Source organism: Paraburkholderia sp. BR10954, from assembly GCF_040965775.1.
In the GTDB taxonomy this organism is placed as follows: Bacteria; Pseudomonadota; Gammaproteobacteria; order Burkholderiales; family Burkholderiaceae; genus Paraburkholderia; species Paraburkholderia youngii.
This window is the reverse complement of sequence record NZ_JBFRCK010000027.1, coordinates 68,617-94,054: the sequence shown is the minus strand read 5'-3', so window position 1 is coordinate 94,054 and position 25,438 is coordinate 68,617. Positions and strand designations below refer to the sequence as shown.

Below are 25,438 nucleotides of genomic sequence, written 5' to 3'. Positions count from 1 at the left end.
AGGCTTTTAGCAAGCTCGGGCTATTGATTTCTCAAAGCAAAACCCGTTTTAAATGCCACGTCAACCCGCATAAATTTCCGGATTCTCTGTAAGCGACAAAAAGTTACCGGTATTCCCATCGAGCGCGAGCATTTCGCCGCTTTCGATATCGAAGATCCAGCCATGCAGCCGCAGCGTCTTGTTCACGAGCCCGACCGCCACCGACGGATGCGTGCGGATATTGGCCAGCTGTGCGATCACGTTGTCCTTGACCAGCGCCGCGAGACGCTCCGCATCCGAGCAATAGTGACGCGACGCGTTGATCGCTTTCGCCGCATCCGCGTGACGCAGCCAGCTCGCGACCGCCGGCATGTGCTCCAGGTTCGTGCAGGACGAGATCGCCGTCATCGCGCCGCAGTTCGAATGGCCGCAGATCACGATGTCGGTCACGCCGAGCACGGCGATCGCATATTCGACGGTAGCCGACACGCCGCCCGGCTCCGGGCCGTACGACGGCACGATGTTGCCCGCGTTGCGGATCACGAACAGTGAGCCCGGCTCGGTCTGCGTCAGCAGTTCCGGCACCACGCGGCTGTCCGAACAGGTCACGAAGAGCGTGCTGGGATTCTGCGCGGTCGATAAACGCTTGAAGAGCGCGCTTTGCTGTGGAAAGACCTCGCGTTGAAAGCGGATCAGACCTTCGATGATTTCCTGCACGATTTTCTCCAGAGAATCGAAGAGACGGATTTAAAGTTTGCCGCGACTATACCGCAGCCTTTCACTCGTCGCGCGAATCACCGTGCTAATCGTCGGACGCTCCAGCGTCGAATTGCCAGCGAAATAATGGTGTGCCTGGACGCGCCATAAAAAAAGACCCGGCTGCCGGCAGCCGGGTCCAACTCTCTCGCTCACACGCATGAAGCAATGTGTGCGTCGATACTGTAGCCGCGCCGGCGCCGCGGATATAGCCGCCGCGGCGGAAGAGTCCTTTCCACCGCGGCGAGAATCAGTTGACCCGATACGCGCAAGCGGGCCGCTCAATCGAAGTCGCGCGTTTCGAGTTCCACGGACCGTCCCCCGTTGCGTTCGAGCACCCGCCGCGTAGCATTTTCAATGCGGGCGCGGTTCGCCTCGAACGTTCCCACCAGATCGTGAGCCGACGGGGCGCCGTTGCCGAGGCTGCCGTTGCCGAAATGGTCATTGAGCGCGTCGAGCGACACGCTGCACCATACGTCCTTCCCGTCCACATTGGCCTCGTAGGCGACGCGCGCAGCAGCCACCACTTCCCGCCGTCCGGTGAATTCGATCCTCATGATTGTCCTCCGTGTGTCAAAGGGAAATCCGAATACGCAACGCTCATGCCCAAACTGGCCGGCTGGCCGGCTGCCCTGGCGCGAGCGCGCATTCTGCGCAAGGTGCATACAGCTGAGCGGCCGTCATGCGCGGCCGCGCCGATGCGCCGCAGCAAGGCCTCCTCCGGGCCGTCGACGCAGTCAACATACCGATACTACGCCCTTCATGTCCCGCAATACTCAATCGTCACGCCCGCGCGCCGGCAGCGTCGCCGCGAAGAAATCACGTACCTGTGCCGCGGTTCGCGCATGAATCGCGGCGCGATCGACGCCCGGCCCGTCCTTGCAGATCGGCGCCAGACGCTCCATCAGCTCGGGCTTGCACACATCCATGAAGGTGTAGTGCGAGGCGCCCGGCACCATCGTCACCGTCGCTTGCGGCATGAAGCCCGCGATGCGGTGAATATTGGTGTCGACGGGCGCCGTCGTGTCCGCCTCGCCCGCGAGCAGCGCGACCGGAATCGTCACTTCCTTGAACGATGAACTGTTGAACGCCTCGCCGAGCGCGGGCGCGATCGCGAACGCCGCCTTGACGCGCGGATCACGATACGAGTCGCCCGAACGCGCGCGCGATGCATTCGTTTCGGCCGATAGCCCGTCGACCGTCAACGCCGACGCGTCCGGCGCGTGCGCGAGACTCGCGGCTTCGGGCGGCGAGCAGATCGCATCGGCTTCGGGCGACGTGCAAAAACGCTCGAACGCCGCGCGATCGGTACGTGCGCCCGCGACTTCGAGCACCGTGTAGCCGCCGAGCGAAAAGCCGAGCGCGCCGATCCGCGTCGTGTCGATGCGCGGACCGAAACGCGGGTCCGCGAGCACGCCGTCGAGCACTTCGCTCAAGTCGGTCGCGCGCTCCCACCAGAGGATGAACCCGTCGCGCGTGCGCGGCTCCAGCGCGTTGTTGCCCGGATGATTGACGCCCGCGACGATATAGCCCTGCGCGGCCAGCGATGCCGCGAGCCAGTCGAGACTGTCCGCGCTACCGCCGGTGCCATGCGACAGCAGCAGCAACGGGTATTTGCGTTGCGCCGTGGACAACGGCGCATCGTCGGCGGCGGCGTGGCCGACGAACATCGGATGGCCGGGCGCGCCGATATCGTGGGGCGTCTCGGCTTGCGTCGCATCGGCCGGATACCAGATGCGCGTGATCAGCGCCTGCGTTTGCGCGCCGCGCCAGTTGCGGGCCACGTCGGGATGAAACACGCGGCTCGTCTCGCCGACATGCCAGTCGGCGGATGCGGTTCGCGCGTCGGCATGCGCCGGCGACGCAGCCCACATCGCGCCGCCCAGCGCCCCCGACAATGCCACGCTCAACGACACCACCACCGCGCTCGACAGCGCGGCACAGCTTCGACGCATCATGGTTAGTCCTCGCGAATGGGGATCAGCAGATCGGTAATGCAGGGGTCCAGCGCGCCGCGATCGGGCGCGCTTCGATACAGTTCGAGCCCCGGCCGCTGATCGCGCCGGTAGCCGCTGCGGGGCAGCCAGCCGCTGTACAGCGCCCTGAAAGTCGGCGAGATCAGCGCATAAGGACCGACGAGGCGGTGCACCGCGTACAGCCCGCCTTCGAGCCGCAGCGGCTCGATGCCCGGTGGCAGCCCCGCAACACGCGAGCGTTGCGCGGCATCGTCGAGCCGTCGCATCGCATCGCTGCACGCCGCCGGCAACCCCGCGACGACTCCCGCGTGGTAGCAAAGCCCGCCCGCCATCGACGGATCGCGCGCGCAGATGCCGACGCGCTGTTGCAACACCGGGTTCTCGTCGCAGCGCAACGTCGTCATCAGCGTGTGGAAGGTCTGGCCGATCGTCACGACCGGGCCGTCATGGCGAAGGCATAGCACGTCGAGCGGCGCGATCTCGATGACTTCGACGGATGGTAATGCGGGCGTGCTTTGGTTTTCAGCGTATTCGTCGCGGCAGCCGTCAACGCCTATGCGATCGCCTTCGCCATGCTGCGCGATGCGCGCATGCGCCGTTCGCCGCGTCCGCGCCAAAGCCGCCGGATTCGCCACCAGATGCCGCTGCCGGGTCCTGAACTCGCTCGGCGATACACCGGCGAAATCGCGAAACGCACGCGCGAACGCCTGGGGGCTGTCGTAGCCAGCGTCGTGCGCGACCGCCGTGACTTGCGCGGCGTCGGTCAGCCGCTGCGCCGCCTCGGCGAGTCGCAGACGCTTGACGGTATCGACGACGCTCTCGCCCATCAACGCGCGATAAATCCGGTGGAAGTGGTATGGCGACATATGCGCGACGGCCGCGAGGCTGTCGAGCGTGTGTCGCGCGCCGGGCTCGACCAGAATGGCCTCGACCACGCGAGCGATCCGTCGACGGTAATCACATTCGGTGCCGGGCTTCATCATGGCGCCACGATAGCGCTCTGCGCGCCGCGTGGCGGTGCAGAACTTGCGGATTTTCGCGCTTTCGCGTTTTGCCAGGAAACCGGCGGCCACGCTCGCGCGCTGCGTCACATTATGATCGACAACGCACGCCGCTTTCCGACACCCAAAAGGCTGTCACGGCGCCGTCAACTGCCGTTCCCATACAGCGTCGAATCGGCGAAACCTTCGGCGGCCAGCACCTGCCCGACCAGAATCAGCGCGGTGCGCTCGATCGCGCTGCCCTGCACTTTCGCGACGATATCGTCGAGCGTGCCGGTGATCTTTTCCTCGTCGGGCCAGCTCGCACGATAAATCACCGCGATCGGACACGCGCCGCCGTAATGCGGCCGCAATTCATCGACGATGCGCGCGAGATGCCGCACGCCGAGGTGAATCGCCAGCGTCGCGCGATGCCGCGCGAGATCGGCCAACTGCTCGCCTTCGGGCATCGACGTTTTGCTCGCGTAGCGCGTGAGGATCAGCGTTTGCGACACGCCGGGCAGCGTCAGCTCGCAGCCGAGCGCCGCCGCGCATGCGGCCGCCGCGGTCACGCCGGGTACGATTTCGTAAGGGATGTCCAACTCGCGCAAGCGGCGGATCTGCTCGCCGATCGCACCGTACAGCGACGGATCGCCCGAATGCACGCGCGCGACATGCTGGCCCTTCGCGTGTGCCGCCGCGAGCAGCGCGACGATCTGGTCGAGATCGAGTTCCGCGGTGTTGACGACCTGTTCGGCGCTATGACCTTCGAGCACCGCCGCCGGCACCAGCGACCCCGCATACAGGATCACCGGACAGCCGCGCAGGAGACGCTGCCCTTTCACCGTGATCAGTTCCGGGTCGCCCGGACCCGCGCCGATAAAAAACACTGTCATTCAGTACTCCAGTTATTTGCTCACTGATCCGATGCCGAAGCCGAATCCAACTGCGCGGGCAACGCATCGAGAAGATCGGCAACGCCGCCAAACTCGCGATCGACGTCGGGCAACACCGGCCGTCGCAGCATGATCACCGGCAAGCCGCGTTCGCGCGCAACGTCGAGCTTGGCCTCGGTCGCGCCGCCGCCGCTGTTCTTGCTGACGACGACGTCGAACGCCTGCAGCGCGAACAGCGCGCGTTCGCCGTCGAGCGTGAACGGTCCGCGCGCCGCGAGGATGCGCGAGCGCGCGGTGTCCGGATGCGAATCGAGCACGCGCACGGTCCAGAATTGATACGGCGGAATCTCGTCGAGATGCGCGAGCGGTTCGCGTCCGAGCGTGAAAAGCGGTCGCCTGAACAGCGCGAGCGCATCGATCAGTTCGTTCCAGTCATCGACCATGCGCCAGTCGTCGCCCGCTTGCGGCTGCCACGCCGGACGCCGCAGCGCCCAGCACGGCACCTTCGCGACGCGACACGCCTCTACGGCATTCGCGCTGATCCGCGCCGCGTACGGATGCGTCGCGTCGATCACGAGGCCGATCGCTTCGCTTGCGAGGTAACGCGCCAGCCCCTCACTGCCGCCGAAGCCGCCGACGCGCACCGCGCACTTCAGGTCGTCGGGCACCTTGCCGAGCCCCGCAAGACTGTACACATGCGCGCGACCGAGTTGGCGCGCAATCTTCAGCGCATCGCCGGTGCCGCCGAGCAGCAGGATGCGGGTCATCGGGCGACTCCGACGAAGTTGCCCTGCCGGTCGATCGCGAAAATTTCGACGCTGACCTGCGGCGGCACGATATCGTGTGCAACGGCCAACGCGCGCTGACAGACGATGTCGCCGAGCGGCACCTGTTGCGCGTGCGCGAGCGCGAGCGCCTGCTGGCTCGTGTTGGCCGCGCGCATCGCCGCTTGCAGCTCGGCGTCAGCGCCATGCTCGGCGGCCCAGCCGGCGAGTTGTTCGAGATCGATGCTGGAGTTGCGGCTATGCAGGTCGAGATGGCCGGCCGCGAGCTTGCTGAGCTTGCCGAAGCCGCCGCAAATGCTCAGACGCTCGACCGGCGCGCGCTTCACATGCTTGAGCACCGCGCCGACGAAATCGCCCATTTCGATCAACGCGATATCGGGCAAGCCGTAGTGCGCGCGCATCGCGTCCTCGCTCGCATTGCCGGTGCAAGCGGCCACATGCATATAGCCGTTCGCGCGCGCAACGTCGATGCCCTGATGAATCGACGCGATATACGCGGAACAGGAAAACGGCCGCACGATGCCGGTCGTGCCGAGTATCGACAGTCCGCCGACGATGCCGAGCCGCGGGTTCATCGTTTTCAGCGCGAGCGCTTCGCCGCCTTCCACGCCGATCGTCACTTCGAAACCGCCGCGATACGCGTGGCGAGCGGCGAGTTCGTCGAGATGCTGCGTAATCATCTGGCGCGGGACCGGATTGATCGCCGGTTCGCCAACAGCCAGCGTGAGCCCCGCGCGCGTGACCGTGCCGACGCCCGGCCCCGCGCGAAAAATCACACCAGGCTTGGGCACGAGGCGCACGCGCGCGAACAAGAGCGCGCCATGCGTCACGTCGGGATCGTCACCGGCATCCTTGATCGTGCCAGCCTCGGCGATCCGCTCGCCGTCCATTTCCGCGAGACGGCAGAACGTGAGCCGCATCGGCACATGCTGGCCCTTCGGCAACACGATCTCGGCGACCTCGCTGAGCTCGCCTTCCAGCAGCAGACGCGCGGCCGCCAGCGACGTCGCGGTCGCGCAGCTGCCGGTCGTATAGCCGCTGCGCAGCGGCGCCGGCTGTTCGGGGGTTTCGTCGCGCATCACGAATCGGCTGACGGTTTGGCGGGTTTGGTCACGTCGAGCAGCGTGATCGGCAACGCCTGGCGCCATGTATCGAAGCCGCCCAGCGGTTGCGCGTGCGCGAGCGCGATGCGTGTCAGCGTGCCGCCATGCTGCTCGCGCCAGGCGGCGAGCACCGCCTCGCCTTGCAGCGTGACCGCGTTCGCGACGAGCCGGCCGCCGTCGCGCAGTTGCGCCCAGCAGGTGTCGAGCACGTCCGGCACCGTCACCCCACCGCCGATGAACACCGCATGCGGCGCAGGCAGTCCGCGCAACGCGTCCGGCGCGCGGCCGGCCACGAGTTGCATACCGGGCACGCCCAGAGCATCGCGATTCTGTTCGATGAAGCGCTGCCGCGCGTCGTTCGCCTCGATCGCGATCGCACGACAGGTGGGATGCGCGCGCATCCATTCGATACCGATCGAACCGCTGCCCGCGCCGACGTCCCACAGCAACTCACCGGGTGCGGGCGCGAGGCGCGCGAGCGTGATGGCGCGCACGTCGCGCTTGGTCAACTGGCCGTCGTGGATAAAGGCGTCGTCGGGCAGGCCGCAGGTCAGCGGCAGACGCGGCGCTTGCGCCGCCGCGCGGCAGTCGAGCGCGATCAGATTGAGCGCGGCCATCTCGCCGTCCAGCCATTGATCGGCGCGGCCATCGACGCGCCGTTCGCGTTCGCCGCCCAGATGTTCGAGTACCGTCATGTGAGTCGCACCGAAGCCGCGCGTAGCGAGCGAGGCCGCCAGCGCCGCAGGCGTGCGCCCGTCCGCGCTCAGCACGAACAGACGCGCGCCGTCATGCAGATGCACATTCAGCGCGGCAAGCGGCCGGCCCACCAGCGACACGGTCGCGACATCCTGCAACGGCCAGCCGAGCCGCGCGGCCGCGAGCGACAGCGACGACGGCGCGGGCAGCACTCGCAATTCTCCGGCCGGCAACTGCCGCGCGAGCGTCGCGCCGACGCCGAACAGCATCGGGTCGCCGCTCGCGAGCACGCACACCGCATGCGGACGCTCGGCGAGCAACGGCGCGAGATCGAACGGACGCGGCCACGCGGCACGGCGCGCGGCGAGCCGCGCGGGCAGCATCGCCAGATGGCGCTCGCCGCCGTACACGACCGACGCGCCCAGCAACGCACGCCGCGCGGGCCGCCCCAAACCGGCGAAGCCGTCGTCGCCAATGCCCACTACGGTCAGCCATGCCGGCATGCATCCATCCTCATCAGTTGCGTCGATTCTTGAGCGATTGCACCGCGCCGCGTCATGCATGCGGCTGCGCGCAGGCTCGGACCGCGGGTTGCGAAAGTCCGCATGATACCGCCGCCATGCGGCCCGCGGGTCCGCGGCACGGCGCCGTGCGTCGCGATCGGCGGCATCGCGCGATGGCCGGCAAACAGGCGCTGCGGCCATTGCGTAAAGATATAATGGCCGCTTTCATTGCCCACGGTCAGCCCGAAGCGCTTTTCGGCCGCATGGTTCACGCCGGCCCTCATCGGGCAGCATGCAGCGAGGCCGCCGCCATGCCGTCGCGCGACGCTAAACCCGGTGCCCCATTGAATCGAGCTTCGCCTCCCACCGTTTCGTCCCACGCGGTCACGACACCGCGGTCCTCGGCATGTCCGGGGTTGCTGCGCATCGTCCCCGCGCGCGACGGCGGCATCTGCCGCATCAAACTGCCCGGCGGCGTGCTGAGCGCGTCGCAGGCAAACGCAATCGCCGATACGAGCACACGGCACGCGAACGGCGTCGCCGAGTTGACCAATCGCGCAAATCTGCAACTGCGCGGCGTGCGTAGCGGACACGAAGCTGCGTTGAGCGCGGCGCTGATTGGCGCGGGGCTTGGACCGTCCACCGCGAGCGACCCTTACACCACCGTCCCCACCGCGCTCAGCTACGCCGACGACGTCCGCAATGTGATGATCAGCCCCGCCGCCGGCCGCGATCCGCACGCGCTGATCGACACGACGCCGCTGTGCGCGGAGCTGCTCACGCTGCTGCAAAGCGATGCGCGTTTCGCCGCGTTGTCGCCGAAATTCGCGCTGCTGCTCGACGGCGGCGAACGACTCGCGCGAGTCGATCATCCGCATGACGTGTGGCTCGCCGCGTCGACTGAGGAACAAGGCGTGCGCTTCGCGTTCGGCCTCGCGGGGTGCCCCGGCTCGACAGGCAATAACGCGAACGCCGGCGGCCATCCCGATGCCGACGGCACGGGCGCCCTCGCGGCCGTCCCGCCGTCGCGCGTGCCCGCGTTCGTGCGCGCGTTGCTGCACACGTTCCTCGACCTCGCCGCCGCCGACGCGACCCGCATGCGCGACCTGCTCGCCACGCACTCCGCCGATGCGGTGCTGCGACACGCGCAACGTTACGTCGATTTCCCGCTCGCACGCGACGCATCGCTGCGCCGCTGGCAACGCCACATTCCCGCCGACGCATCGCTGCGGCTCGGCGCGCACGCGCAGCGCGGCGACGGCACGTGGCACGTCGGCGGCCAGCCGCCGCTCGGCCGAATCGACGCGGCCACACTGCGCAGCCTTGCCGCGCTCGCGCAACGACACGGCAACGGCATGCTGCACGCAACGCCGTGGCAAAGCGTACTGCTGACCGACATCGCGACGAACGCCGTGCCCGCCGTGCTCGCGAAGCTGAGCGCACTCGGCCTCGCCTGCGATCCCGCGCAGGCCATCACGCATGTGATCGCCTGCGCCGGTTCGGCCGGCTGCGCGAAGGGCCTCGCCGACACCAAGACCGACGCCCTGCAACTCGCCGAACGCTTACCCGCAGGCGTCGACGTGCATCTGACCGGCTGCCCGCGCTCGTGCGCGGCCGCGCATCGCGCGCCGTACACGCTGCTCGCCGCGGCGCCCGGCCGCTACGACCTTTATCGACGCGACGACCGCCCCGGTTTCGGCCAATGCGTCGCGCCCCAACTGACGATCGACGAGGCCGCCGCGCTGCTCGCGCGCCTCGCCCGGAGTACTCCACATGCTTGATTACATTCGCGACGGTCAGGAGATCTATCGCCAATCGTTCGCGACGATCCGCGCCGAAGCCGACCTCGCGCGCATCCCCGCCGACCTCGAAAAACTCGCGGTGCGCGTGATCCACGCGTGCGGCATGGTCGACGTGATCGACGACCTCGCGTTCTCCCCCGGCGCAGGCAGCGCGGGCCGCCGCGCGCTCGCGCAAGGCGCGCCGATCCTGTGCGACGCGGGCATGGTCGCGCAAGGCATCACGCGCGCGCGGCTGGCCGCGAACAACGAAGTGATCTGCACGCTGACGCACCCGGACGTGCCAGCGATGGCGCGCGAGATCGGCAACACGCGCTCGGCCGCGGCGCTCGAATTGTGGCGTCCGCATCTGGCGGGCAGCGTCGTCGTGATCGGCAATGCGCCGACCGCGCTGTTTCATCTGCTCGACATGCTCGATGCCGGCGCGCCGAAGCCCGCGCTGATTCTCGGCTTTCCGGTCGGCTTCGTCGGCGCGGCGGAATCGAAAGCGGCACTCGCGCAAAACGGCCGCGGCGTCCCCTATGTGGTGGTGCACGGACGGCGCGGCGGCAGCGCGATGGCCGCCGCCGCGGTCAACGCGCTTGCGACGGAGGTCGAATAAATGACGAGCCAGATAACGAGCCGTGGCCGGCTGTACGGCATCGGTGTCGGTCCCGGCGACCCGGAGTTGCTGACGTTGAAAGCGCTGCGGTTGCTGAAAGCGGCGCCGGTGGTCGCATATTTCGTCGCGAAGGGCAAGAAGGGCAATGCGTTCGGCATCATCGAGGCGCATCTGCACGACGCTCAGCAGCATCTGCCGCTCGTCTATCCGGTCACGACCGAAGCGCTCGAACCGCCGCTGTCGTACGAAGCGATCATCGCGGACTTCTACGACACCGCCGCCGAAGTCGTCGCCGGCCATCTCGACGCGGGCCGCGACGTCGCCGTGGTCTGCGAAGGCGATCCGTTCTTCTACGGCTCGTACATGTATCTGCACGACCGGCTCGCCGCGCGCTACGACAGTGAGGTGGTGCCCGGCGTCTGCTCGATGCTCGGCGGCGCGGCGGTGCTCGGCGCGCCGCTGGTGTATCGCAACCAGAGCTTGTCGGTGCTGTCGGGCGTGTTGCCCGAAGACGAATTGCGCCGCCGTCTGGCCGATGCCGACGCGGCGGTCATCATGAAACTCGGCCGCAACTTCGACAAGGTGCGGCGCGTGCTCGACGAACTCGGACTCGCGCAGCGCGCGCTGTACGTCGAACGCGCGACGATGCGCAATCAGCGCATCGTGCCGCTCGCCGAAGTCGATCCGATGGCATCGCCGTATTTCTCGCTGCTGGTTGTGCCGGGGCAGAAATGGCAAGGATGAACGCGCCCGCGATCGTGATTCTCGGCACGGGCGCGCTCGCGACGGCGCGGCGGATTCAGGCGCTGTATATCGAGCGTGACGCGCATGCCGCGGCCGGCGTTGCCACGGCATGTCGGGTCCACGCGCTGCAAGGCCGCGTCGAGGCCGACGTGTCGTACAGCGAACTCGGCGCGCATCTGCGCGAGCTGTATGCGCGCGGCACGCCGATCGTCGCGTTGTGCGCGGCCGGCATCGTGATTCGCTGCCTCGCGCCGCTGCTGTCGAACAAAGGCGCCGAGCCGCCGGTGCTCGCGGTTGCCGAGGACGGCAGCGCGGTCGTGCCGCTGCTCGGCGGCCTCGCGGGCGTCAACCTGATGGCGCGCGACATCGCTGCCGCGTTGGCCGTGCAGCCCGCGATCACGACGAGTGGCGAACTGCGCTTCGGCACCTGCGTGCTCAATCCACCCGATGGCTATGCACTCGCCGATCTCGGCCAGGGCAAGCGCTTCGTGTCGGATCTGCTCGCGGGCGAAAGCACGCGCATCGAAGGCGACGCCCCGTGGCTCGACGACGCGCAACTGCCGCGCTCGGACTCGGCGCGTCTCGCGATTCGCGTGACGCCGCGCGCATGGGATGGGCGCGAAGACGAGCTCGTGATTCATCCGCGCAGCGTGGTGGCGGCTGTCGTCAGCGACGATGCCGACTGCGCCGATGCGATCGTCGCACGCGTGCGCGCGGCACTGAACGCGCACGGTCTCGCGATGCTTTCGCTCGCGGCCTTGCTAGCGCCGTCGCCCAGCATGGCCGACCCGGCGCTCACGCAAGCGGCACGGCTTCTCGATGTGCCGCTACGTTTCGCCGATGCCAGCGCCGAACCGGGCGAATCGAGCGCCGCACGCTTGCTGCATACCGCGCTACGCGTCCCCCACGAAACGCTGCACGACGACGCATATCCGAACGTCGCGCTCGCCCTCTCCTCACTCGCCATCGACCCGGCGACGCTCGGCCGCCCGCGCGGCCGTCTGACCGTGATCGGCCTCGGCCCCGGGTGTGCCGAACTGATGGTCCCGGCCGCGCGCACCGCGTTGAACGAAGCGACCGACATCCTCGGCTACGACACCTACGTGAAAATGGCTGGCCCGCTGCGCGCCGATCAGCGTGTGCACGGCACCGACAATCGCGAGGAATTGCAGCGCGCGCGGCACGCGTTCGAGCTCGCGAGCGAAGGCCGCTCGGTCGTGATGGTGTCCTCGGGCGACCCCGGCGTGTTCGCGATGGCGGCCGCCGTGCTCGAAGCGCTCGAAGCATCGCGCAACGACGCATGGGCCGCCGTCGAACTATCGATCGTGCCGGGCGTGTCGGCCGCGCTCGCGACCGCCGCGCAGGCCGGCGCCCCGCTCGGCCACGACTTCTGCATGCTGTCGCTGTCGGACAACCTGAAGCCGTGGACGATCATCGAAACCCGCCTGCGCCATGCGGCGCAAGCCGATCTGGTAATGGCCTTCTATAACCCGATTTCGCGCGCGCGTCCGTGGCAACTCGACAAGGCGCTCGATATCGTGCGGGAATATCGCGCGCCATCGACCCAGGTGGTGCTCGGGCGCGATATCGGCCGGCCCGGTGGCACGCTGCGCACGCTGACGCTCGGCGAGCTTCGCTCGGCCGACGTGGATATGCGCACGATGGTGATCGTCGGGTCGTCGCTGACGAGAAAATTCGCTTGCGGCGACAACGGCGCGCAGTGGGTGTACACGCCGCGGTGGTACGAGTAAGCGGGCCGTACCGGGTGGTGCCAGCCCGCTCCGCTCATGCCACCTTCAGATCCTGCACCGCCCGCTGCCTGACGCCCAGGTCGTCCCACAACTCCGGATGACACGTGAACACCAGAATCTGATGCCGCGTCGCCGCGTCGATCAATACGCGTTTGAGTGCGTCGCGGCGCGCGGCATCGGTGTGGACCGCGGCATCGTCGAGCATCAGCAGAGTCGGCCGGCCTGAGGCCTGCAGCAGGTCCGCGTACGCGAGTCGCGCCAGGATGCCGAGCTGTTCGCGCGTACCGAAGCTCAGCGCGTCGAGCAGTTCCGCGCGGCCGTCGCGATCGAGCATCGCCGGAATCAGATCGTCACCGAAAGCGAGGCTCGACTGCGGAAAAATCCGCTTCAGGTAGTGACCGAGCCGCTCGGTCAACGGCGCGCGCAGTTGCGCGAGCGCGGCGTCGCGTTCGTCGACCAGCACTTCGTCGAGCAGATTCAGCGCGCTCGCGCGCAGGCTCAGTTCGTCCTTGCGGCGCGTGGCCTGCTCGACCTGCGCTTCGAGCACGGCAAGCCGTTCGCCGAGACCCGATGCGCCCATCGTTTCGAGCTGGCTACGCAGCTCCGCGATCCGCAGCTGACGCTCGTGCTGCTCGTTGCGCGCGAGTTCCGCCGATGCGCGGTAGCGCTTCGCCTCCGCCACGGGATCGTCAAGACGCGCCGCATCGAGTTCGCGCTCGCGCTCGCCGCGCTGGTTCTTCAGCACATCGACCTTCACGCGCTGCTCGACGATATGCGCCTGCCACTGCGCGCGGTTGCGTCGGAACGCTTCGTCGTCCAGCTGCGCTTCTTTGCGCTGCAGCTGCGCCGTGAGCGAATCGGCCTTCGCGACGCCGGTGGATTGCGCGCCCGCCGCCTGCGCGAGCACCTTGCGCGCGGCCTCCAACGTGTCGCGCGCGATTTCGGCATTGCGGCGCGCGTCGTCGAGCGGCGGCGCCGCCGACACGTCGGGCAGACCCGCAAGGCGCTCGCTCGACGCCTGCAAGCGCGCAGCCGTCGATGCCAGCGCCGCGCGCAACGCATCGATGCCTTGCGGCGCATGGACCTCGAGTATCCCGGTCTGGCTCTTCTGTTGCGCGACCAGCGTTTTCCATTGCTCGTGACGCGCCTGCGCATCGCCCACCGACGCGACGCCCAGCGTGAGCAGCAACTGAGCGTGCTGCGCCTCGAGCGACGCCAGTTCCGACAACTGCGCGGACAGATCGGACACGCCCGGAATCACGCGCAATTCGCCGAGCTCGCCGAGGCCGATGCGTTTTTCTTCGTCGACACGCAGCACGCCTGTGCCGCTGATCGTCACAGCGCCGACGCTTAACTCGCCGTTCAAGCTGTACTCGACGCGCGTCATCGCCGCTTCGGTCCGCGCGCGCAGCACGGTCAATTCGCCGTCGAGCGTGACGAGGCGCTTGAATTGCGCGTCGTCGAGTTCGAGCGCCGCCGCGTCGCGCGCGGCCTGCAGCACCGCCGCGTTCGCCTTGTCCGCCTCACCGATCGACGCTTCGAGCCGCTGGCTCTCCGCCCGATAGAAATCGACCTGGCTGCGCAGATCGGCGGCGGTCACGGCCGCGTTCGCGAGTTCGAGCGCGCGGTTCGCCTCGGCGGCTGCCTGCTCGAATTGCGCCACGCGGCTTTGCGCCTGCGCATGCGCGGTTTGCGCAGCCGCGACTTCGGCGCGCGCCGCGTCGAGCTGCTCGCGCTCGCGCGCGATGGCCGCCTCCAGTTCGAGCGCACCCTGCTCCTGCTGCACTGACAACGCGAGTTCCGCCTCGCCGATCTTCAGCGATTGCGCGAGCCCTTCGAGATCGCGTTCGAGTTGTTCGACCGCCGCGGCACGTTGCTGCGCGAGCGCGGCTTTTTGCTCGTGAAGCTCCCACGGACGCCGGCGCTCGGCGTCGTCGAATGCCTGCTGTTGTGAGGCGAGGCGCGCGATGTTGTCGTCGAACTGCTGGCGCTGCTGTCGCAGCTCGTCGCGGCTCGCGATCAGCGCGGCGAGCTTCTGCTCCGCCTCGGCAAGCGGCCCGGTCGATTTCTGCGTGCGCGCGGTCAGCAGTTGCCGCAACTCGCGCTGCACGGCCGCGATCAGCGCGTCCTCGCCGCCCGCTTCGCGGCCGCCCGAAAGTTGCGTGAGCGCGTCGCGCAGATACTGCGCCGCGTGCCCGGTCGAATCGCGCATCTCCTGCGTGCCGCCTTGCTGCACCCACAACAGACCCGGCACGCCGGCGTTCTCGGCTTTCATCGGACCGCGCGCCGCGCGCGAGAAGCCGAGCAGCGCGGCGAGCTTGTCTTCGGCTTCGTCCTCGCTGTACACGGCCTGGCCGATCCTCAGCTCGCAGCGCTGACGCGACACGAACTGCTTCGACAGACGGCACGCTACCCCATCGAGTTCGAAGCTGACCTCGACCGACGGCTGCCCGTTCGCGAGCCCCCACGGCAACAGGTCCTTCAGGTGCGAGGCCTTGTAGCGTTCGAGGAACACCGTGCGCACCGCTTCGGCAATCGTGCTTTTGCCGGCCTCGTTCGGGCCGACGAACAGGTTGAGACCGGGCTGCAGATCGTCGATCACGATCCGCCCGCCGAACTGCCTGAATTCCTGAATCGCGATACGTTGCAGCTTCATGCGCAGGCTCCTTCACGCGGCGCTTCAGGTTGCCGATCGCGCGCCTGCGCAGGTGGTGCGGCATGGGAATCGCGGTGCCACTGTTCGCGCTGAAAGCGCGCCAGCAGCAGCAACGCTTCCGCCGCGCGCCGCGCCTGTTGTGGATCGGCCTGCGCGTCTTCCTGCAAGCCGCGCAGCCGTGCCACCACCTTCGCGAGATAGCCGCTTTGCGCGCCGAGTTCGGCGAGATCGTCGGCGGTGGGCAGCACGTGCAGGCTGCTCAGATCGGCACGCAACGCGCGCACCCGGGCGCGAGCCTCTTCGACCGCGACATGCAGCGCCTCGGCATCGGCGAGCGCCGCCGTGCCACCGACCTCGATGCGCAGCACGTCATTCGCGCCGAGTTCGGCGAGGCGGGCTTTCAGTGCGTCGATGTCGGTCGGCACCGAAATCGTCTCGTCCCAGCGATGCCACCGGTATTGCCCGACTCGCACCGCGTCGACCTGCGGCATCGCGCCCGGCTCGCTAATCGTGACGTCGAGCACGAAGCCCGGTTCGTTCGCGCGGAAGCGGTCCTGTTCGTGTGTGCCCGCGTACCACGTGCGTTCGCCGACACGCAGATGGCCGTGCCAGTCGCCGAGCGCCAGATAGTCGAGCCGCGCGCTCACGGCGCGCGTCGGCGCGATCGGGTTCGACGAATCGATGCCCTCCTGCAGGATGCCGCCGACGCTGCCATGCGCGAGCCCCACGCGGTGATAGGCGTGCGGCGTCTCGGTGGAATCGAAGAATGCGGTGGTGTCGTCGTAGGTGATGCGCTGCGTGAGCGGCGCGCACAGCACCGCGCAACGGCACGCGTCGAGCAGCACGACGCCGGTTTCGAGCACGACGCGCACGTTCGGCGGCACGCAATTGAGCCGCTGCGCGCGGGTCCACACGCTTTCGACCAGCGCCGCGTCGTGATTGCCCGGCAGCATGATCCACGTTCCGGAAAACGCTTGCAGCGCGGCGAACAAGCGCCGGATCACGGTGTCCGACACCGTCTGCAGATCGAACACGTCGCCCGCGACGAGCACCGCGTCGACGTTGCGCGCGGCCGCTTCTTCGGCGATGCGGCGCACCGTGTCGAGGCGCGCTTGAGCGAGATGCGCGGCCTCGTCCGCTTCGAACTGACCGAACTGCGTGCCGATCTGCCAATCCGCGGTGTGCAGAAACCTGATCACTGTGCCTCCATTGCGATTGCGTTGCGTCGTCTTGCGGGTGGCTCGACGACGAGCCCAACCGCGAATGTTACCTTGCCGAAGCCCCTGCGCGTATCGCGCGCGCGCATCCAGGCTGGACGCGTGCGCGGGCCGTACCGCATCATTGCAACCGAACCGGCTGCCGCGCCACCTTTCAGCCGCCCGCCGCCCGCCGCCCGACACGATCAACCGCGCCCGATGGACAAGACCACCGAACTGAAGAAGGCCAAGCGCACGCCTTTACTGCTGCTGCTCGCGGCCGCCTGCGTTTTCGTCGTCACCGCGTTCCTGCCGCGCGGCCTGTGGGTCGACGGCATCAAGGCCGTCGCCGAGGCCGCGATGGTCGGCGCGCTCGCCGACTGGTTCGCGGTCGCGGCGCTGTTTCGCCGCGTGCCGATTCCGGTCGTGTCCGCGCACACCGCGATCATCCCGCGCAACAAGCACAAGATCGCCGACAACCTCGCGCACTTCGTGCAGGACAAGTTTCTCGACGTGCCGTCGCTGGTCGGTCTGATCCGCCGGCACGATCCGGCGCAGACCATCACCGCGTGGCTCAGCGAATCGGCCAACACCGAGCGCCTCGGCGACTACGTGGTGCGCCTCACCGGCGGCATCCTCGAGGTGGCCGACGACGCGCGCATCCAGAACTTCATCAAGGTCGGCTTGCGCGACGTGCTCGCGAAGGTCGATCTGTCGCAATCGCTCGGCGCGATCCTCGACACGCTGACGCGCGACGGCCGTCATCAGGAACTGCTCGACACCGCGATCGATCAGGTGATCGCGGTGCTGCGCGAAGCGCCGGCGCGCGAGTTCATTGCCGCGCGCATCGTCGATTGGGTGAAAAGCGAGTATCCGACGATGGAGAAGTTTCTGCCGTCGGCGTGGATCGGCGAGAAGGGCGCCGAAGCGATCGCGAGCGCCGCGAACCGTATGCTCGAACAGATCGCCGAGAACCCCACGCACGAGCTGCGCGACAGGTTCGACCGGATGGTGCAGAAGCTGATCGTGCGGCTGAAGACCGATCCGGTTTTTCTGCAACAGGGCGAAGCGCTGAAGCGCTATCTGGTCGAAGGCGAGGCTTTCAGCAGCTACGTGAAGGACATGTGGGGCGAACTGCGCGCGTGGCTCAAGCGCGATCTGCAAAGCACCGACTCGGCGCTGCATGCGCGTGTCGCCGCGATGGGCGCGTGGGTCGGCCGCGAACTCGCGCGCGACCCAGCGCTGCGGCAATCGCTGAACGATCACCTCGAAGAAGCCGCGCGCGCGATGGCGCCGGACTTCGCGCAGTTCCTGACGCGCCATATCAGCGATACCGTGAAGAACTGGGACGCGCATGAGATGTCCCGGCAGGTCGAGATGAATATCGGCAAAGATCTGCAGTACATCCGCATCAATGGGACGATCGTCGGCGGATTTATCGGCTTGCTGCTGTACGCGAGTTCGCAATTGCTGGAGATGTTGCGAGTGCATGTAGGCTGACGATTCGAGCTCATCGAGCCACCCGCCGCGCAGCCGCGCCTGAGCCCTGCTCCCACCAAACCGCCTACAATTCGGGCATATGTCTTGCGGACGACCAGTGCTCCGCTCGGTCGTCAACGCGTCCCAACCGGAATTGTGTTTACATGAAAATATCGCTACCGCCGCCGCATGGGCGCCCCAACCGCGTTTATCCGCCGGGCACGCCGGGCCTGCATGGCCTCGTGTCGCTAATCACCGGCGTGGTGGTCGTGTGTGCGCTGTACTTCGGGCGGGAGGTGCTGATTCCGATCACGTTGTCGGTGCTGCTGAGCTTCCTGCTCGCGCCGCTCGTGCAGATGCTGCGGCGTCTGCACATGGGCCAGTTGCCGTCCATCTTCATCGCGGTGCTGTTCGCTCTCGCGTCGCTGCTCGCGATAGGCGCGCTGATCGGCGCGCAGCTCGTGCAGCTCGCGAACGCCCTGCCGCAGTACCAGGAAGCGATCGAGCAGAAGATCGAAACCGTGCAGGAAAAGACCGTGGGCCGCGCCGATTCGCTGATGAGCAGCGCTGCCAGCGCGTTGCAGCGCATGGCGCCGTCGCGTCCCGCGCCGCCGCGCCCGACCGGCCGCGCCGCGCGCAACGCGCCGCAGGTGCCGCAACAGGTTGAGGTGCACGAGCCCGCGCCGACGCCGGTGCAGCTCGCGCAGCGCGCGCTGACGCCGGCCATCGCGCCGATCGAGACGACCTTCATCGTGCTCGTCGTGACGATCTTCATCCTGCTGCAACGTGAGGATTTGCGCGACCGTTTGATCAGCCTGTTCGGCTCGCGCGACCTGCACCGCACGACTACCGCGATCAACGACGCCGCCGGGCGCCTGTCACGCTATTTCGTCGCGCAGCTCGGCGTGAATCTGAGCGCGGGCGGCATCATCGCGATCGGGCTCGCGATCATCGGCGTACCGGGCGCGCTGCTGTTCGGCGTGATCGCCGCTTTGCTGCGCTTCGTGCCGTACATCGGCATCTGGATCGCCGCGATCCTCGCGGTATTTCTCGCGGCCGCGATCCAGCCGCAATGGACGATGGCGGTCCTCACGCTGATCCTGTTCATCGTCGTCGACGTGGTCGCCGGGCAGATCGCCGAGCCGCTGCTGTACGGTCATCGCTCGGGCCTGTCGCCGCTCGCGGTGGTGGTCGCGGCGATTTTCTGGAGCTGGCTGTGGGGGCCGATCGGCCTCGTGCTGTCGACGCCGCTCACGCTGTGCGTCGTCACGCTCGGGCGCTACGCGGACCGCTTGAACTTCCTGACCGTGCTGCTCGGCGATCAGCCCGCGCTGACTCCCGCGCAGAACTTCTATCAGCGCCTGCTCGCCGACGATCCGCACGAGGCGATCGTGCAGGCCGAACGGCTGCTGCGCGAGATGTCGCTGATCGACTACTACGACAAGGTCGCGCTCGAAGGCCTGCGGCTCGCGCGCAACGACGCGCAGCGCGGCGTGCTGATGCCCGGGCAGTTGCAGCGGATCAACGACGCGCTCGCCGATATCGTCGAGAACCTCGAAATCGCCGACGGGCTGCCCGATACGCTGTCGCCTGCCGAATCGGCGGACGCGGGTAACGCGCTGCTCGCGGGGGCGCCGGAGCTGGCGTCGCCGGGCGCGGGTGCTTCGGAGCGCTACGGCAGCGATCCGCTGTCGCGCTCGCCACAGTCGGACGATGCGGGCAAGGCGGCGGTGTTGTGCGTGCCCGGCCGCGGCGCATTCGACGAAGTGACGACGGCCATCGCCGTGCAACTGCTGAAGCGCCAGGGTTTCGCGCCGCTGATGGCGACGCACTCCGGCTATCGCAGCGCGCGCGCCGATGAGCCGAGCTTCAGGGACACCTCGATCATCTGCATCGTGTCGCTCGACGCGCCCGAGTCGCCGCCGTATCTGCGCAACATGCTGCGGCGCACGCGCGAATGGCGGCCCCGCGCGACGCTGGTGGTCGGCGTCGGCGACGCGCCGGACGACAGCGCCGAACTCGATGCGGGCGGCGAGCTGCATGCGTCGCCGACGTTCCGCGCAATGATCCAGGCTTGTCACGCGGCGACGAGCGCGCAGCCCATGCGGCAGCAATCGCAGGCGGCAAGCGCGGGCTGAGGCTGTTGGCCTGAAGCAGGCCACGTCGAAAAACCAGGATTTTTGCTTCAAGCATCCATCTGCGGCTATGGCTAGCGCGCACCGCCCCGCTCAGGGCTTACGTTAAGCCTCGCTCGAATCCCATTCTCATGGTCCGTCGAGGCTTCCTTCCCGACCACCAAGCTGCAATGTCTCGTTGGCATCGATCGCTTTGAGCAGACTCGCGACGACTCGTCTGCTTTCTCCGAGATCGCGCATCTTGACGTCGAGCTTTTCGACCTCGCGCCGCAACGCAGCGCGTGCCTCGGCACACGGATGGAAAACGGGCTTGGCGCCGAGCACACAGGGCAGCAACAACCGGATACTGCTGATCTTCAGTCCCGCCGCGCTGAGCACGCGGATACGGTGTGCCGCGTCTATCTCCTGCGGACCGTAATCGCGGTAGCCCGATTCGGTTCGCATTGGTTTGAGCAAACCTTCGTGTTCGTAATAGCGCAGCATGCGTTCACTAACGCCGCTGCGGCGAGCCAGTTCACCGATACGCATGACATCTCCCATACGAAACGCTTGACTTTGACAACGCTGTCAAAGTTTAGCCTGATCTGGCTGGCCGGATCGCCCGCCGCTACATTCGCCAAGGGACTTGCTCATGACATCCACCGATGACACGTTTGACGGAACGTTTCCGTTTTCGCCGCGCTTCAGCGACGCTGCCGGCTTTCGAATGCATTACGTCGATGAAGGCCGCACCGATGGCGAGGTTGTCCTGTGTCTGCATGGGGAACCGACATGGAGCTATCTGTTTCGCGACCTGATCGTGGCGTTGTCAGGCAGCTACCGTGTGATAGCGCCCGATCACATGGGATTCGGCAAGAGCGAGACCCCGGAACATCGCACGTACTGGCTGCAGGATCATATCGACAATCTCGAACAGTTCGTGCTGGCCCTGGATTTGAACGACATCACGCTCGTCATGCACGACTTTGGCGGCCCGGTCGGCATGGGACTCGCCGCGCGGCATCCAAGCCGCATTCGCCGAATCGTCAGCACGAATGGCCCGACTCCGTTTGGTCAGCACACGTTACTCGATAGATGGAACGCCAATACCGCGGTCGCGCCGTGGTTCCAGTGGATCGTTCGCGCCGAATCGCAAGGGCGCCTTGAATCCGTGCTGGGCGAACTCGGCTTCAATATCCTGAGTACGTTGAAGCTCAACGGCTTCGAAAACCATACGCGCATCAACGATACGTGGCTGCGCGCCTACGGTTCGCGTTTCGTCGTGCCCGCCGACAGCGCCGGCGCAATTGGCTGGGCCAAAGGCTTCGCGATCGGGGCGCATCGTTTCGAGGTGCCCGACGCTGCTGCGCTCGACGCGATCCGGTCGAAACCGGCGCTCGCCATTTGGGGCGATGCCGACCGTACGCTGGCCGCGGAACACTTGCTGCCGCTGTTCAGCGAACTATTTCCGCTGGCGCCGATTCACCGGCTCGCGGGAGTCGGCCATTACAGCTTCGAAGACGCACCGCAGGAAATCGCAGGCCTGATCGTCGAATTCCTGAAGACCCACTGACGCAAGCCTGGACGGGGTCAGCTCGCGTCGCGGCGTCGTACCCAAAATGCGGACAGCCGCGCACGCACGCTGCCGCATACTGCGTCGATAACGCAAGCAAACCGGAGACACGCATGACCCGTCCGTTCAAACCCTATCCGTTCGCGCCGCGCCGTTATCCGGCCGCGCTGCCGCCGCTCGTCGACGGACGCGATCCACAAACGCGCGCCGTCGCGATCGTCGGCGGCGGTCCGGTCGGCATGACGCTCGCGATTGCGCTCGCGCGCCAGGGGGTGCGCTCGGTGCTGATCGAGGCCGACGACAGCGTCTGCACCGGCAGCCGCGCGATCTGCATCTCGCGACGCAGCCTCGAAATCTTCAAACGGCTCGGCGTCGTGGAGGGGTTTCTGCAAAAGGGGCTGGCGTGGACCGGCGGGCGCAGCTTCTATCGCGACACCGAGGTGTTCCGCTTCGCGATGCATCAGGACGACGAGCAGTCGCTGCCGCCGATGATCAATATCGCGCAGTATCGGATCGAGCAACTGCTGCTCGACGAGATCGAACGGCACGCCGATCTGATCGACGTGCGTTGGCAAACGCGTGTGACGGGCCTCGTGCAACGGCCGCTAGGCGGCGCGACCTTGACGCTGCGCAGCGCCGAATCTGCCGGTTCCATAGGCACGAGCTGGCAGATGGACGCCGCGTGGGTCGTCGCCTGCGACGGCGGACGCAGCACGATTCGCGACCTGCTCGGATTGAAGCTCACCGGCACGACCTACGAAGGCCGCTACGTGATCGTCGATATCGAACTCGACAGCACGCGCGCGACAGAACGCCTCGCTTATTTCGATCCGCCGTCGAATCCTGGTTCGACGGTGCTGGTGCACAAGCAACCCGACAACGTGTGGCGTATCGACTATCAGTTGCGCGACGACGAAGACCCCGACGCCGCCGTGCTGCCCGAGAACGTGATGCCGCGCGTGCAAAACCTGCTCGACTCGATGGGCGAAACCGGCGCGTGGTCGCCGATCTGGATCACGATCTACAAGGCCAATGCGTTGACACTCGAACGCTACCGGCATGGCAACGTGCTGTTCGCCGGCGACGCCGCGCATCTGGTGCCGATCTTCGGCGTGCGCGGCGCGAACTCCGGCATCGACGACGCCGACAATCTCGGCTGGAAGCTCGGCTGCGTGATCAACGGGAGCGCGTCGCCAGCGCTGCTCGATAGCTATAGCGACGAACGTGTGTACGCGGCGCGCGAGAATCTGAGCTATGGCATGAAAAGCACCGAATTCATGGCACCGCCGACCTTCGCGTTTGATCTGCTGCGCACGGCCGTGCTCGGACTCGCCGAGCGTCATGCGGCGGTGCGGCCGCTGATCAATCCGCGCCAGACGCATGCGATCGCGTATCGGCAATCGCCGCTGAACTTCGTGGGCGACAAGGCCGATGCATTCGATCGCGGCCCCGCGCCGGGCACCGTGCTGCCCGAGTGCAGGCTGCTGAAACAATCGCAGGATGGCGCACGGCTCGGCATTCACCTAACCGACCTGCTCGGACCGTGCTTTACGGCGATCCGCTTCGACGCAGACCACGCGAACGACGGTGAGTCGTGGCAGCAACTGCAAAGCATGCTAGCCAGCCAGGACATTCCGTTCAACCTGATCGATATCGTCACGGCCGAAGCTCAATCGGCGAACAGCCCTCAAGCGATCGACCCAACCGGCCGCCTGCACCACATGCTCGACGCACAGCCCGGCACTGTCTATCTGATCCGCCCCGACGGCCACGTGCTGGCGCGCTGGCGCAACGGCAGCGCGGCCGCCGTGCGGCACGCGCTCGATGCCACGCTGACGCCGCAGAACTAACGCGCAAGGACCCTCGACACCATGACCGATTCCGATCTCGACCTCGTCTATACGACGCTGTGCAACACGCTGACCCAGGAAGGCGAAGCGCAGGCGTCGCTGTATCTGGCGCGCCTCGCGCTGTTGTGCCTGACCGAACTCGACGACCCGCGGCGCGCGTTGTCGTTGATCGAAGCGGCGAAGCTGCCGGCTGCCGTCGCGGTCTAGCAGGGGCAAAAGAAACCGCCTCCCAGGAGGCGGTGACAAGAGGATTATTTTTCCGCGAGCCGATGACCGCCGCCATGCGGCTCGACGCGATAGCGCTGGCGAATCTCCTTCAAATGATCGAGATCGCCGGGGTGCTTGCCGTCGGGAAAATCGACTTCGGCGATGCTGTGGCCAGCGCTCGCCTTGAGCATCCCGCGCTTTTGGCCGCTGCTAGCCTGCACGGCGATCGCTTTGATATTGCCTTGCGGATCGTATTCGATATGGACCTTCATGGGGGACTCCTCGTCATGTTCGATGGAATTGAGCGGATGCACAGCGGCCGGGTTCATATTGCGTCGGTCCATGCAATGAAGAGTCCGTAGGAAGCATAGTCGGTTGCGCTCGTGTTATGCACCTCCAGCAGCACGACGCGATTGCCTTCGGCGTCGCAATCGTTGGAAAGGTTGCGGACTTCGATGTTCTTGTCCCACGGCGGTCCCGACAGGGGGATCGCTGCCGCCCACAGGATTTCGCCGTAGTTCATCGGACCCACCCACCAGAACGCGGAGTCGCCCGCATTCAGATCGACTCCGCTGCCGAGCAGTTGGCCATTTACATTGATACCCATCGCTGTCTCCCAGTTGCAGACGGCCACAGCGACGCGTAATTGCCCGTGTGCCCGTGGCGGTGGTTACACCGCTGACTAGAGGACGGCGACGCTTGATGCGTTTTGAATGAAGCCCCGTTTTCTGCGAATGCCCACAAAAAAGCCGCGCGATCAACGCGCGGCTCTTCTTCCTTCTTCGAACCGAAGGCGTTACGACAACAACTTCACTGCCTCGGATACAAGCCCAACGTACTCGCATGCAGCCTCGCGAGCCCGAGCAACGCATCCGTATAAGGCGTCGGCACCCGCGTCAGTTGACCAAGCTCGCGCACCGCGCCGACCAGCGCATCGAGTTCGACCGCCTTGCCGGCCTGCACGTCCTGCAGCATCGACGTCTTCATCACGCCGAGCTTCAGCGTGACCGCGTGACGGTCATCGGGCGCCTGGTCGATCGGGATGCCGAAGCGAGCGCCGATTTCCTTTGCCTCCAGCATGATGTGCGTGACGAAGCCGCGCACCAGTTCGTCGCCGAGAATCCGGTCGGTCGTTGCGCCGGTGATCGCGCTGACCGGGTTCATCGTCATGTTGCCCCATAGCTTGAACCAGACGTCGCGCTGGATCTGCGCGGAGGCCGTCGCATGGAAGCCCGCCGCCTGCAGCAGCGCGGCAAGCAACTCGACACGCTCGCTCGCCTTACCCGACGCCTCGCCGACGATCATCCCATTGCCCTGGTGATGCCGGATCACGCCGGGTGCGTCGATCAGGCAACTGGCATGCACGACGCAGCCGACAGTCTGCGCGGCCGGGATCGCGGCTGCGATCGCGCCGTCGGGATCGATCGTCTTCAGGCGCTGGCCGGCGAGCTCGCCGCCGAGGCCGTCGCAGAACCACCACGGCACGCCGTTCATCGCGGTCAGCACGATCGTTTCCGGGCCGAGCAGTGGTTTGATATGCGCGGCCACCGCCGCCATCGCCGGGCCCTTCACCGCGATCACGACCAGCTCCTGCACGCCGAGATCGGCCGGCTTGTCGCTCGCCTTCACCTGCTCGGCGTAGATCACGCCGCCTTCGATCAGCCGCAGGCCGTGCTGGCGCACCGCGTCGAGCGTCGCGCCGCGCGCGACCACGCTGACCTGATGCCCAGCCTGCGCGAGCTTCACGCCCATCCAGCCGCCGATCGAGCCGGCGCCGTAGATCGCTACTTTCAT

Annotated in this window: 23 protein-coding genes; 9 read left to right on the top strand and 14 right to left on the bottom strand. The window is 67.0% G+C overall.

The window, feature by feature from the left end:
• Window positions 1-60: 60 nt before the first annotated feature.
• From AB4Y34_RS29925 to cbiE, 8 genes are all read right to left on the bottom strand, one after another.
• Window positions 61-696 (bottom strand): carbonic anhydrase, encoded by a 636-nt coding sequence (locus AB4Y34_RS29925; RefSeq protein ID WP_176123793.1) that lies wholly within the window; start codon window positions 694-696, stop codon window positions 61-63.
• A 320-nt stretch (window positions 697-1,016) separates the two neighbouring features.
• A complete protein-coding gene (locus AB4Y34_RS29920) occupies window positions 1,017-1,292 on the bottom strand; it encodes a DUF1488 domain-containing protein (RefSeq protein ID WP_013091756.1) in 276 nt (91 codons plus the stop codon).
• Window positions 1,293-1,511: 219 nt separating this feature from the next.
• Window positions 1,512-2,693 carry an alpha/beta hydrolase family protein gene (locus tag AB4Y34_RS29915; protein ID WP_368718046.1) on the bottom strand — a complete coding sequence of 394 codons (1,182 nt, stop codon included), beginning with the start codon at window positions 2,691-2,693 and terminating at the stop codon, window positions 1,512-1,514.
• 2 nt (window positions 2,694-2,695) lie between these two features.
• Window positions 2,696-3,646 (bottom strand): GyrI-like domain-containing protein, encoded by a 951-nt coding sequence (locus AB4Y34_RS29910; protein ID WP_368718045.1) that lies wholly within the window; start codon window positions 3,644-3,646, stop codon window positions 2,696-2,698.
• Window positions 3,647-3,858: 212 nt separating this feature from the next.
• On the bottom strand, window positions 3,859-4,587 hold the full coding sequence (gene cobM, locus AB4Y34_RS29905; RefSeq protein ID WP_368718044.1) for a precorrin-4 C(11)-methyltransferase: 729 nt from the start codon (window positions 4,585-4,587) through the stop codon (window positions 3,859-3,861).
• 20 nt (window positions 4,588-4,607) lie between these two features.
• Entirely contained in the window at window positions 4,608-5,354 is a 747-nt protein-coding gene (locus AB4Y34_RS29900; protein WP_368718043.1) for a cobalt-precorrin-6A reductase, read from the bottom strand.
• Entirely contained in the window at window positions 5,351-6,451 is a 1,101-nt protein-coding gene (locus AB4Y34_RS29895; protein ID WP_368718042.1) for a cobalt-precorrin-5B (C(1))-methyltransferase, read from the bottom strand. Before AB4Y34_RS29895 ends, AB4Y34_RS29900 begins: the two co-directional genes overlap by 4 nt.
• Window positions 6,451-7,674, bottom strand: a complete 1,224-nt coding sequence (gene cbiE / locus AB4Y34_RS29890; protein ID WP_368718041.1) for a precorrin-6y C5,15-methyltransferase (decarboxylating) subunit CbiE — start codon at window positions 7,672-7,674, stop codon at window positions 6,451-6,453. The genes AB4Y34_RS29895 and cbiE overlap by 1 nt, the downstream gene beginning before the upstream one ends.
• Before the next feature lie 311 nt (window positions 7,675-7,985).
• Here cbiE and cobG point away from each other — a divergent pair, with 311 nt between their 5' ends.
• From cobG to cobJ, 4 genes are read left to right on the top strand one after another with little or no spacing between them, the layout of a single operon-like run.
• Window positions 7,986-9,455 (top strand): precorrin-3B synthase, encoded by a 1,470-nt coding sequence (cobG, locus tag AB4Y34_RS29885; protein ID WP_368718040.1) that lies wholly within the window; start codon window positions 7,986-7,988, stop codon window positions 9,453-9,455.
• Window positions 9,448-10,074: a precorrin-8X methylmutase gene (locus AB4Y34_RS29880; RefSeq protein ID WP_368718039.1), complete on the top strand. Its 627-nt coding sequence runs from the start codon at window positions 9,448-9,450 to the stop codon at window positions 10,072-10,074. Before cobG ends, AB4Y34_RS29880 begins: the two co-directional genes overlap by 8 nt.
• A 12-nt stretch (window positions 10,075-10,086) precedes the next feature.
• Entirely contained in the window at window positions 10,087-10,818 is a 732-nt protein-coding gene (locus tag AB4Y34_RS29875) for a precorrin-2 C(20)-methyltransferase (RefSeq protein WP_026229202.1), read from the top strand.
• Window positions 10,815-12,569 (top strand): precorrin-3B C(17)-methyltransferase, encoded by a 1,755-nt coding sequence (cobJ, locus tag AB4Y34_RS29870; protein WP_368718069.1) that lies wholly within the window; start codon window positions 10,815-10,817, stop codon window positions 12,567-12,569. The genes AB4Y34_RS29875 and cobJ overlap by 4 nt, the downstream gene beginning before the upstream one ends.
• A 34-nt stretch (window positions 12,570-12,603) precedes the next feature.
• Here the strand turns inward: cobJ and AB4Y34_RS29865 are convergent, their stop codons facing one another.
• Entirely contained in the window at window positions 12,604-15,225 is a 2,622-nt protein-coding gene (locus AB4Y34_RS29865) for an AAA family ATPase (RefSeq protein ID WP_368718038.1), read from the bottom strand.
• A complete protein-coding gene (locus AB4Y34_RS29860) occupies window positions 15,222-16,424 on the bottom strand; it encodes an exonuclease SbcCD subunit D (protein ID WP_368718037.1) in 1,203 nt (400 codons plus the stop codon). Before AB4Y34_RS29860 ends, AB4Y34_RS29865 begins: the two co-directional genes overlap by 4 nt.
• Before the next feature lie 216 nt (window positions 16,425-16,640).
• Here AB4Y34_RS29860 and AB4Y34_RS29855 point away from each other — a divergent pair, with 216 nt between their 5' ends.
• Window positions 16,641-17,921 carry a DUF445 domain-containing protein gene (locus tag AB4Y34_RS29855; RefSeq protein WP_368718068.1) on the top strand — a complete coding sequence of 427 codons (1,281 nt, stop codon included), beginning with the start codon at window positions 16,641-16,643 and terminating at the stop codon, window positions 17,919-17,921.
• 143 nt (window positions 17,922-18,064) lie between these two features.
• On the top strand, window positions 18,065-20,038 hold the full coding sequence (locus AB4Y34_RS29850; RefSeq protein ID WP_368718036.1) for an AI-2E family transporter: 1,974 nt from the start codon (window positions 18,065-18,067) through the stop codon (window positions 20,036-20,038).
• A 126-nt stretch (window positions 20,039-20,164) separates the two neighbouring features.
• Here AB4Y34_RS29850 and AB4Y34_RS29845 read toward each other — a convergent pair whose 3' ends face one another.
• Window positions 20,165-20,563, bottom strand: coding sequence for a MerR family transcriptional regulator (locus AB4Y34_RS29845; RefSeq protein ID WP_176384669.1), 399 nt, complete (start codon window positions 20,561-20,563; stop codon window positions 20,165-20,167).
• Between the two features lie 103 nt (window positions 20,564-20,666).
• Here AB4Y34_RS29845 and AB4Y34_RS29840 point away from each other — a divergent pair, with 103 nt between their 5' ends.
• The 3 genes from AB4Y34_RS29840 to AB4Y34_RS29830 all read left to right on the top strand — a co-directional run bounded on the left by AB4Y34_RS29840 (window position 20,667) and on the right by AB4Y34_RS29830 (window position 23,644).
• The gene (locus tag AB4Y34_RS29840; RefSeq protein ID WP_368718035.1) at window positions 20,667-21,587 is read left to right on the top strand and encodes an alpha/beta fold hydrolase; all 921 of its coding nucleotides are present in this window, start codon (window positions 20,667-20,669) and stop codon (window positions 21,585-21,587) included.
• 113 nt (window positions 21,588-21,700) lie between these two features.
• Window positions 21,701-23,437: an FAD-dependent oxidoreductase gene (locus AB4Y34_RS29835; RefSeq protein WP_176384671.1), complete on the top strand. Its 1,737-nt coding sequence runs from the start codon at window positions 21,701-21,703 to the stop codon at window positions 23,435-23,437.
• A gap of 21 nt (window positions 23,438-23,458) precedes the next feature.
• Complete coding sequence (locus AB4Y34_RS29830) at window positions 23,459-23,644, top strand: hypothetical protein (protein WP_176384673.1); 186 nt, start codon at window positions 23,459-23,461, stop codon at window positions 23,642-23,644.
• Window positions 23,645-23,688: 44 nt separating this feature from the next.
• Here the strand turns inward: AB4Y34_RS29830 and AB4Y34_RS29825 are convergent, their stop codons facing one another.
• The 3 genes from AB4Y34_RS29825 to AB4Y34_RS29815 form a co-directional block, all read right to left on the bottom strand.
• On the bottom strand, window positions 23,689-23,916 hold the full coding sequence (locus tag AB4Y34_RS29825) for a hypothetical protein (RefSeq protein WP_176384675.1): 228 nt from the start codon (window positions 23,914-23,916) through the stop codon (window positions 23,689-23,691).
• Between the two features lie 53 nt (window positions 23,917-23,969).
• The gene (locus AB4Y34_RS29820) at window positions 23,970-24,251 is read right to left on the bottom strand and encodes a hypothetical protein (protein WP_176384677.1); all 282 of its coding nucleotides are present in this window, start codon (window positions 24,249-24,251) and stop codon (window positions 23,970-23,972) included.
• 203 nt (window positions 24,252-24,454) lie between these two features.
• Entirely contained in the window at window positions 24,455-25,438 is a 984-nt protein-coding gene (locus tag AB4Y34_RS29815; protein WP_368718034.1) for a 2-dehydropantoate 2-reductase, read from the bottom strand.

Coding starts and splice junctions, on each gene's coding strand:
- AB4Y34_RS29840 (WP_368718035.1), top strand. CDS start 20,667: ATGACATCCACCGATGACACGTTTGACGGAACGTTTCCGTTTTCGCCG.
- AB4Y34_RS29830 (WP_176384673.1), top strand. CDS start 23,459: ATGACCGATTCCGATCTCGACCTCGTCTATACGACGCTGTGCAACACG.
- AB4Y34_RS29835 (WP_176384671.1), top strand. CDS start 21,701: ATGACCCGTCCGTTCAAACCCTATCCGTTCGCGCCGCGCCGTTATCCG.
- AB4Y34_RS29825 (WP_176384675.1), bottom strand. CDS start 23,916: ATGAAGGTCCATATCGAATACGATCCGCAAGGCAATATCAAAGCGATC.
- AB4Y34_RS29915 (WP_368718046.1), bottom strand. CDS start 2,693: ATGATGCGTCGAAGCTGTGCCGCGCTGTCGAGCGCGGTGGTGGTGTCG.
- AB4Y34_RS29845 (WP_176384669.1), bottom strand. CDS start 20,563: ATGCGTATCGGTGAACTGGCTCGCCGCAGCGGCGTTAGTGAACGCATG.
- AB4Y34_RS29895 (WP_368718042.1), bottom strand. CDS start 6,451: ATGCGCGACGAAACCCCCGAACAGCCGGCGCCGCTGCGCAGCGGCTAT.
- AB4Y34_RS29820 (WP_176384677.1), bottom strand. CDS start 24,251: ATGGGTATCAATGTAAATGGCCAACTGCTCGGCAGCGGAGTCGATCTG.
- AB4Y34_RS29865 (WP_368718038.1), bottom strand. CDS start 15,225: ATGAAGCTGCAACGTATCGCGATTCAGGAATTCAGGCAGTTCGGCGGG.
- cobM (WP_368718044.1), bottom strand. CDS start 4,587: ATGACAGTGTTTTTTATCGGCGCGGGTCCGGGCGACCCGGAACTGATC.
- cbiE (WP_368718041.1), bottom strand. CDS start 7,674: ATGCCGGCATGGCTGACCGTAGTGGGCATTGGCGACGACGGCTTCGCC.
- AB4Y34_RS29880 (WP_368718039.1), top strand. CDS start 9,448: ATGCTTGATTACATTCGCGACGGTCAGGAGATCTATCGCCAATCGTTC.
- cobJ (WP_368718069.1), top strand. CDS start 10,815: ATGAACGCGCCCGCGATCGTGATTCTCGGCACGGGCGCGCTCGCGACG.
- AB4Y34_RS29855 (WP_368718068.1), top strand. CDS start 16,641: ATGGACAAGACCACCGAACTGAAGAAGGCCAAGCGCACGCCTTTACTG.
- AB4Y34_RS29900 (WP_368718043.1), bottom strand. CDS start 5,354: ATGACCCGCATCCTGCTGCTCGGCGGCACCGGCGATGCGCTGAAGATT.
- AB4Y34_RS29850 (WP_368718036.1), top strand. CDS start 18,065: ATGAAAATATCGCTACCGCCGCCGCATGGGCGCCCCAACCGCGTTTAT.
- AB4Y34_RS29815 (WP_368718034.1), bottom strand. CDS start 25,438: ATGAAAGTAGCGATCTACGGCGCCGGCTCGATCGGCGGCTGGATGGGC.
- cobG (WP_368718040.1), top strand. CDS start 7,986: ATGCCGTCGCGCGACGCTAAACCCGGTGCCCCATTGAATCGAGCTTCG.
- AB4Y34_RS29920 (WP_013091756.1), bottom strand. CDS start 1,292: ATGAGGATCGAATTCACCGGACGGCGGGAAGTGGTGGCTGCTGCGCGC.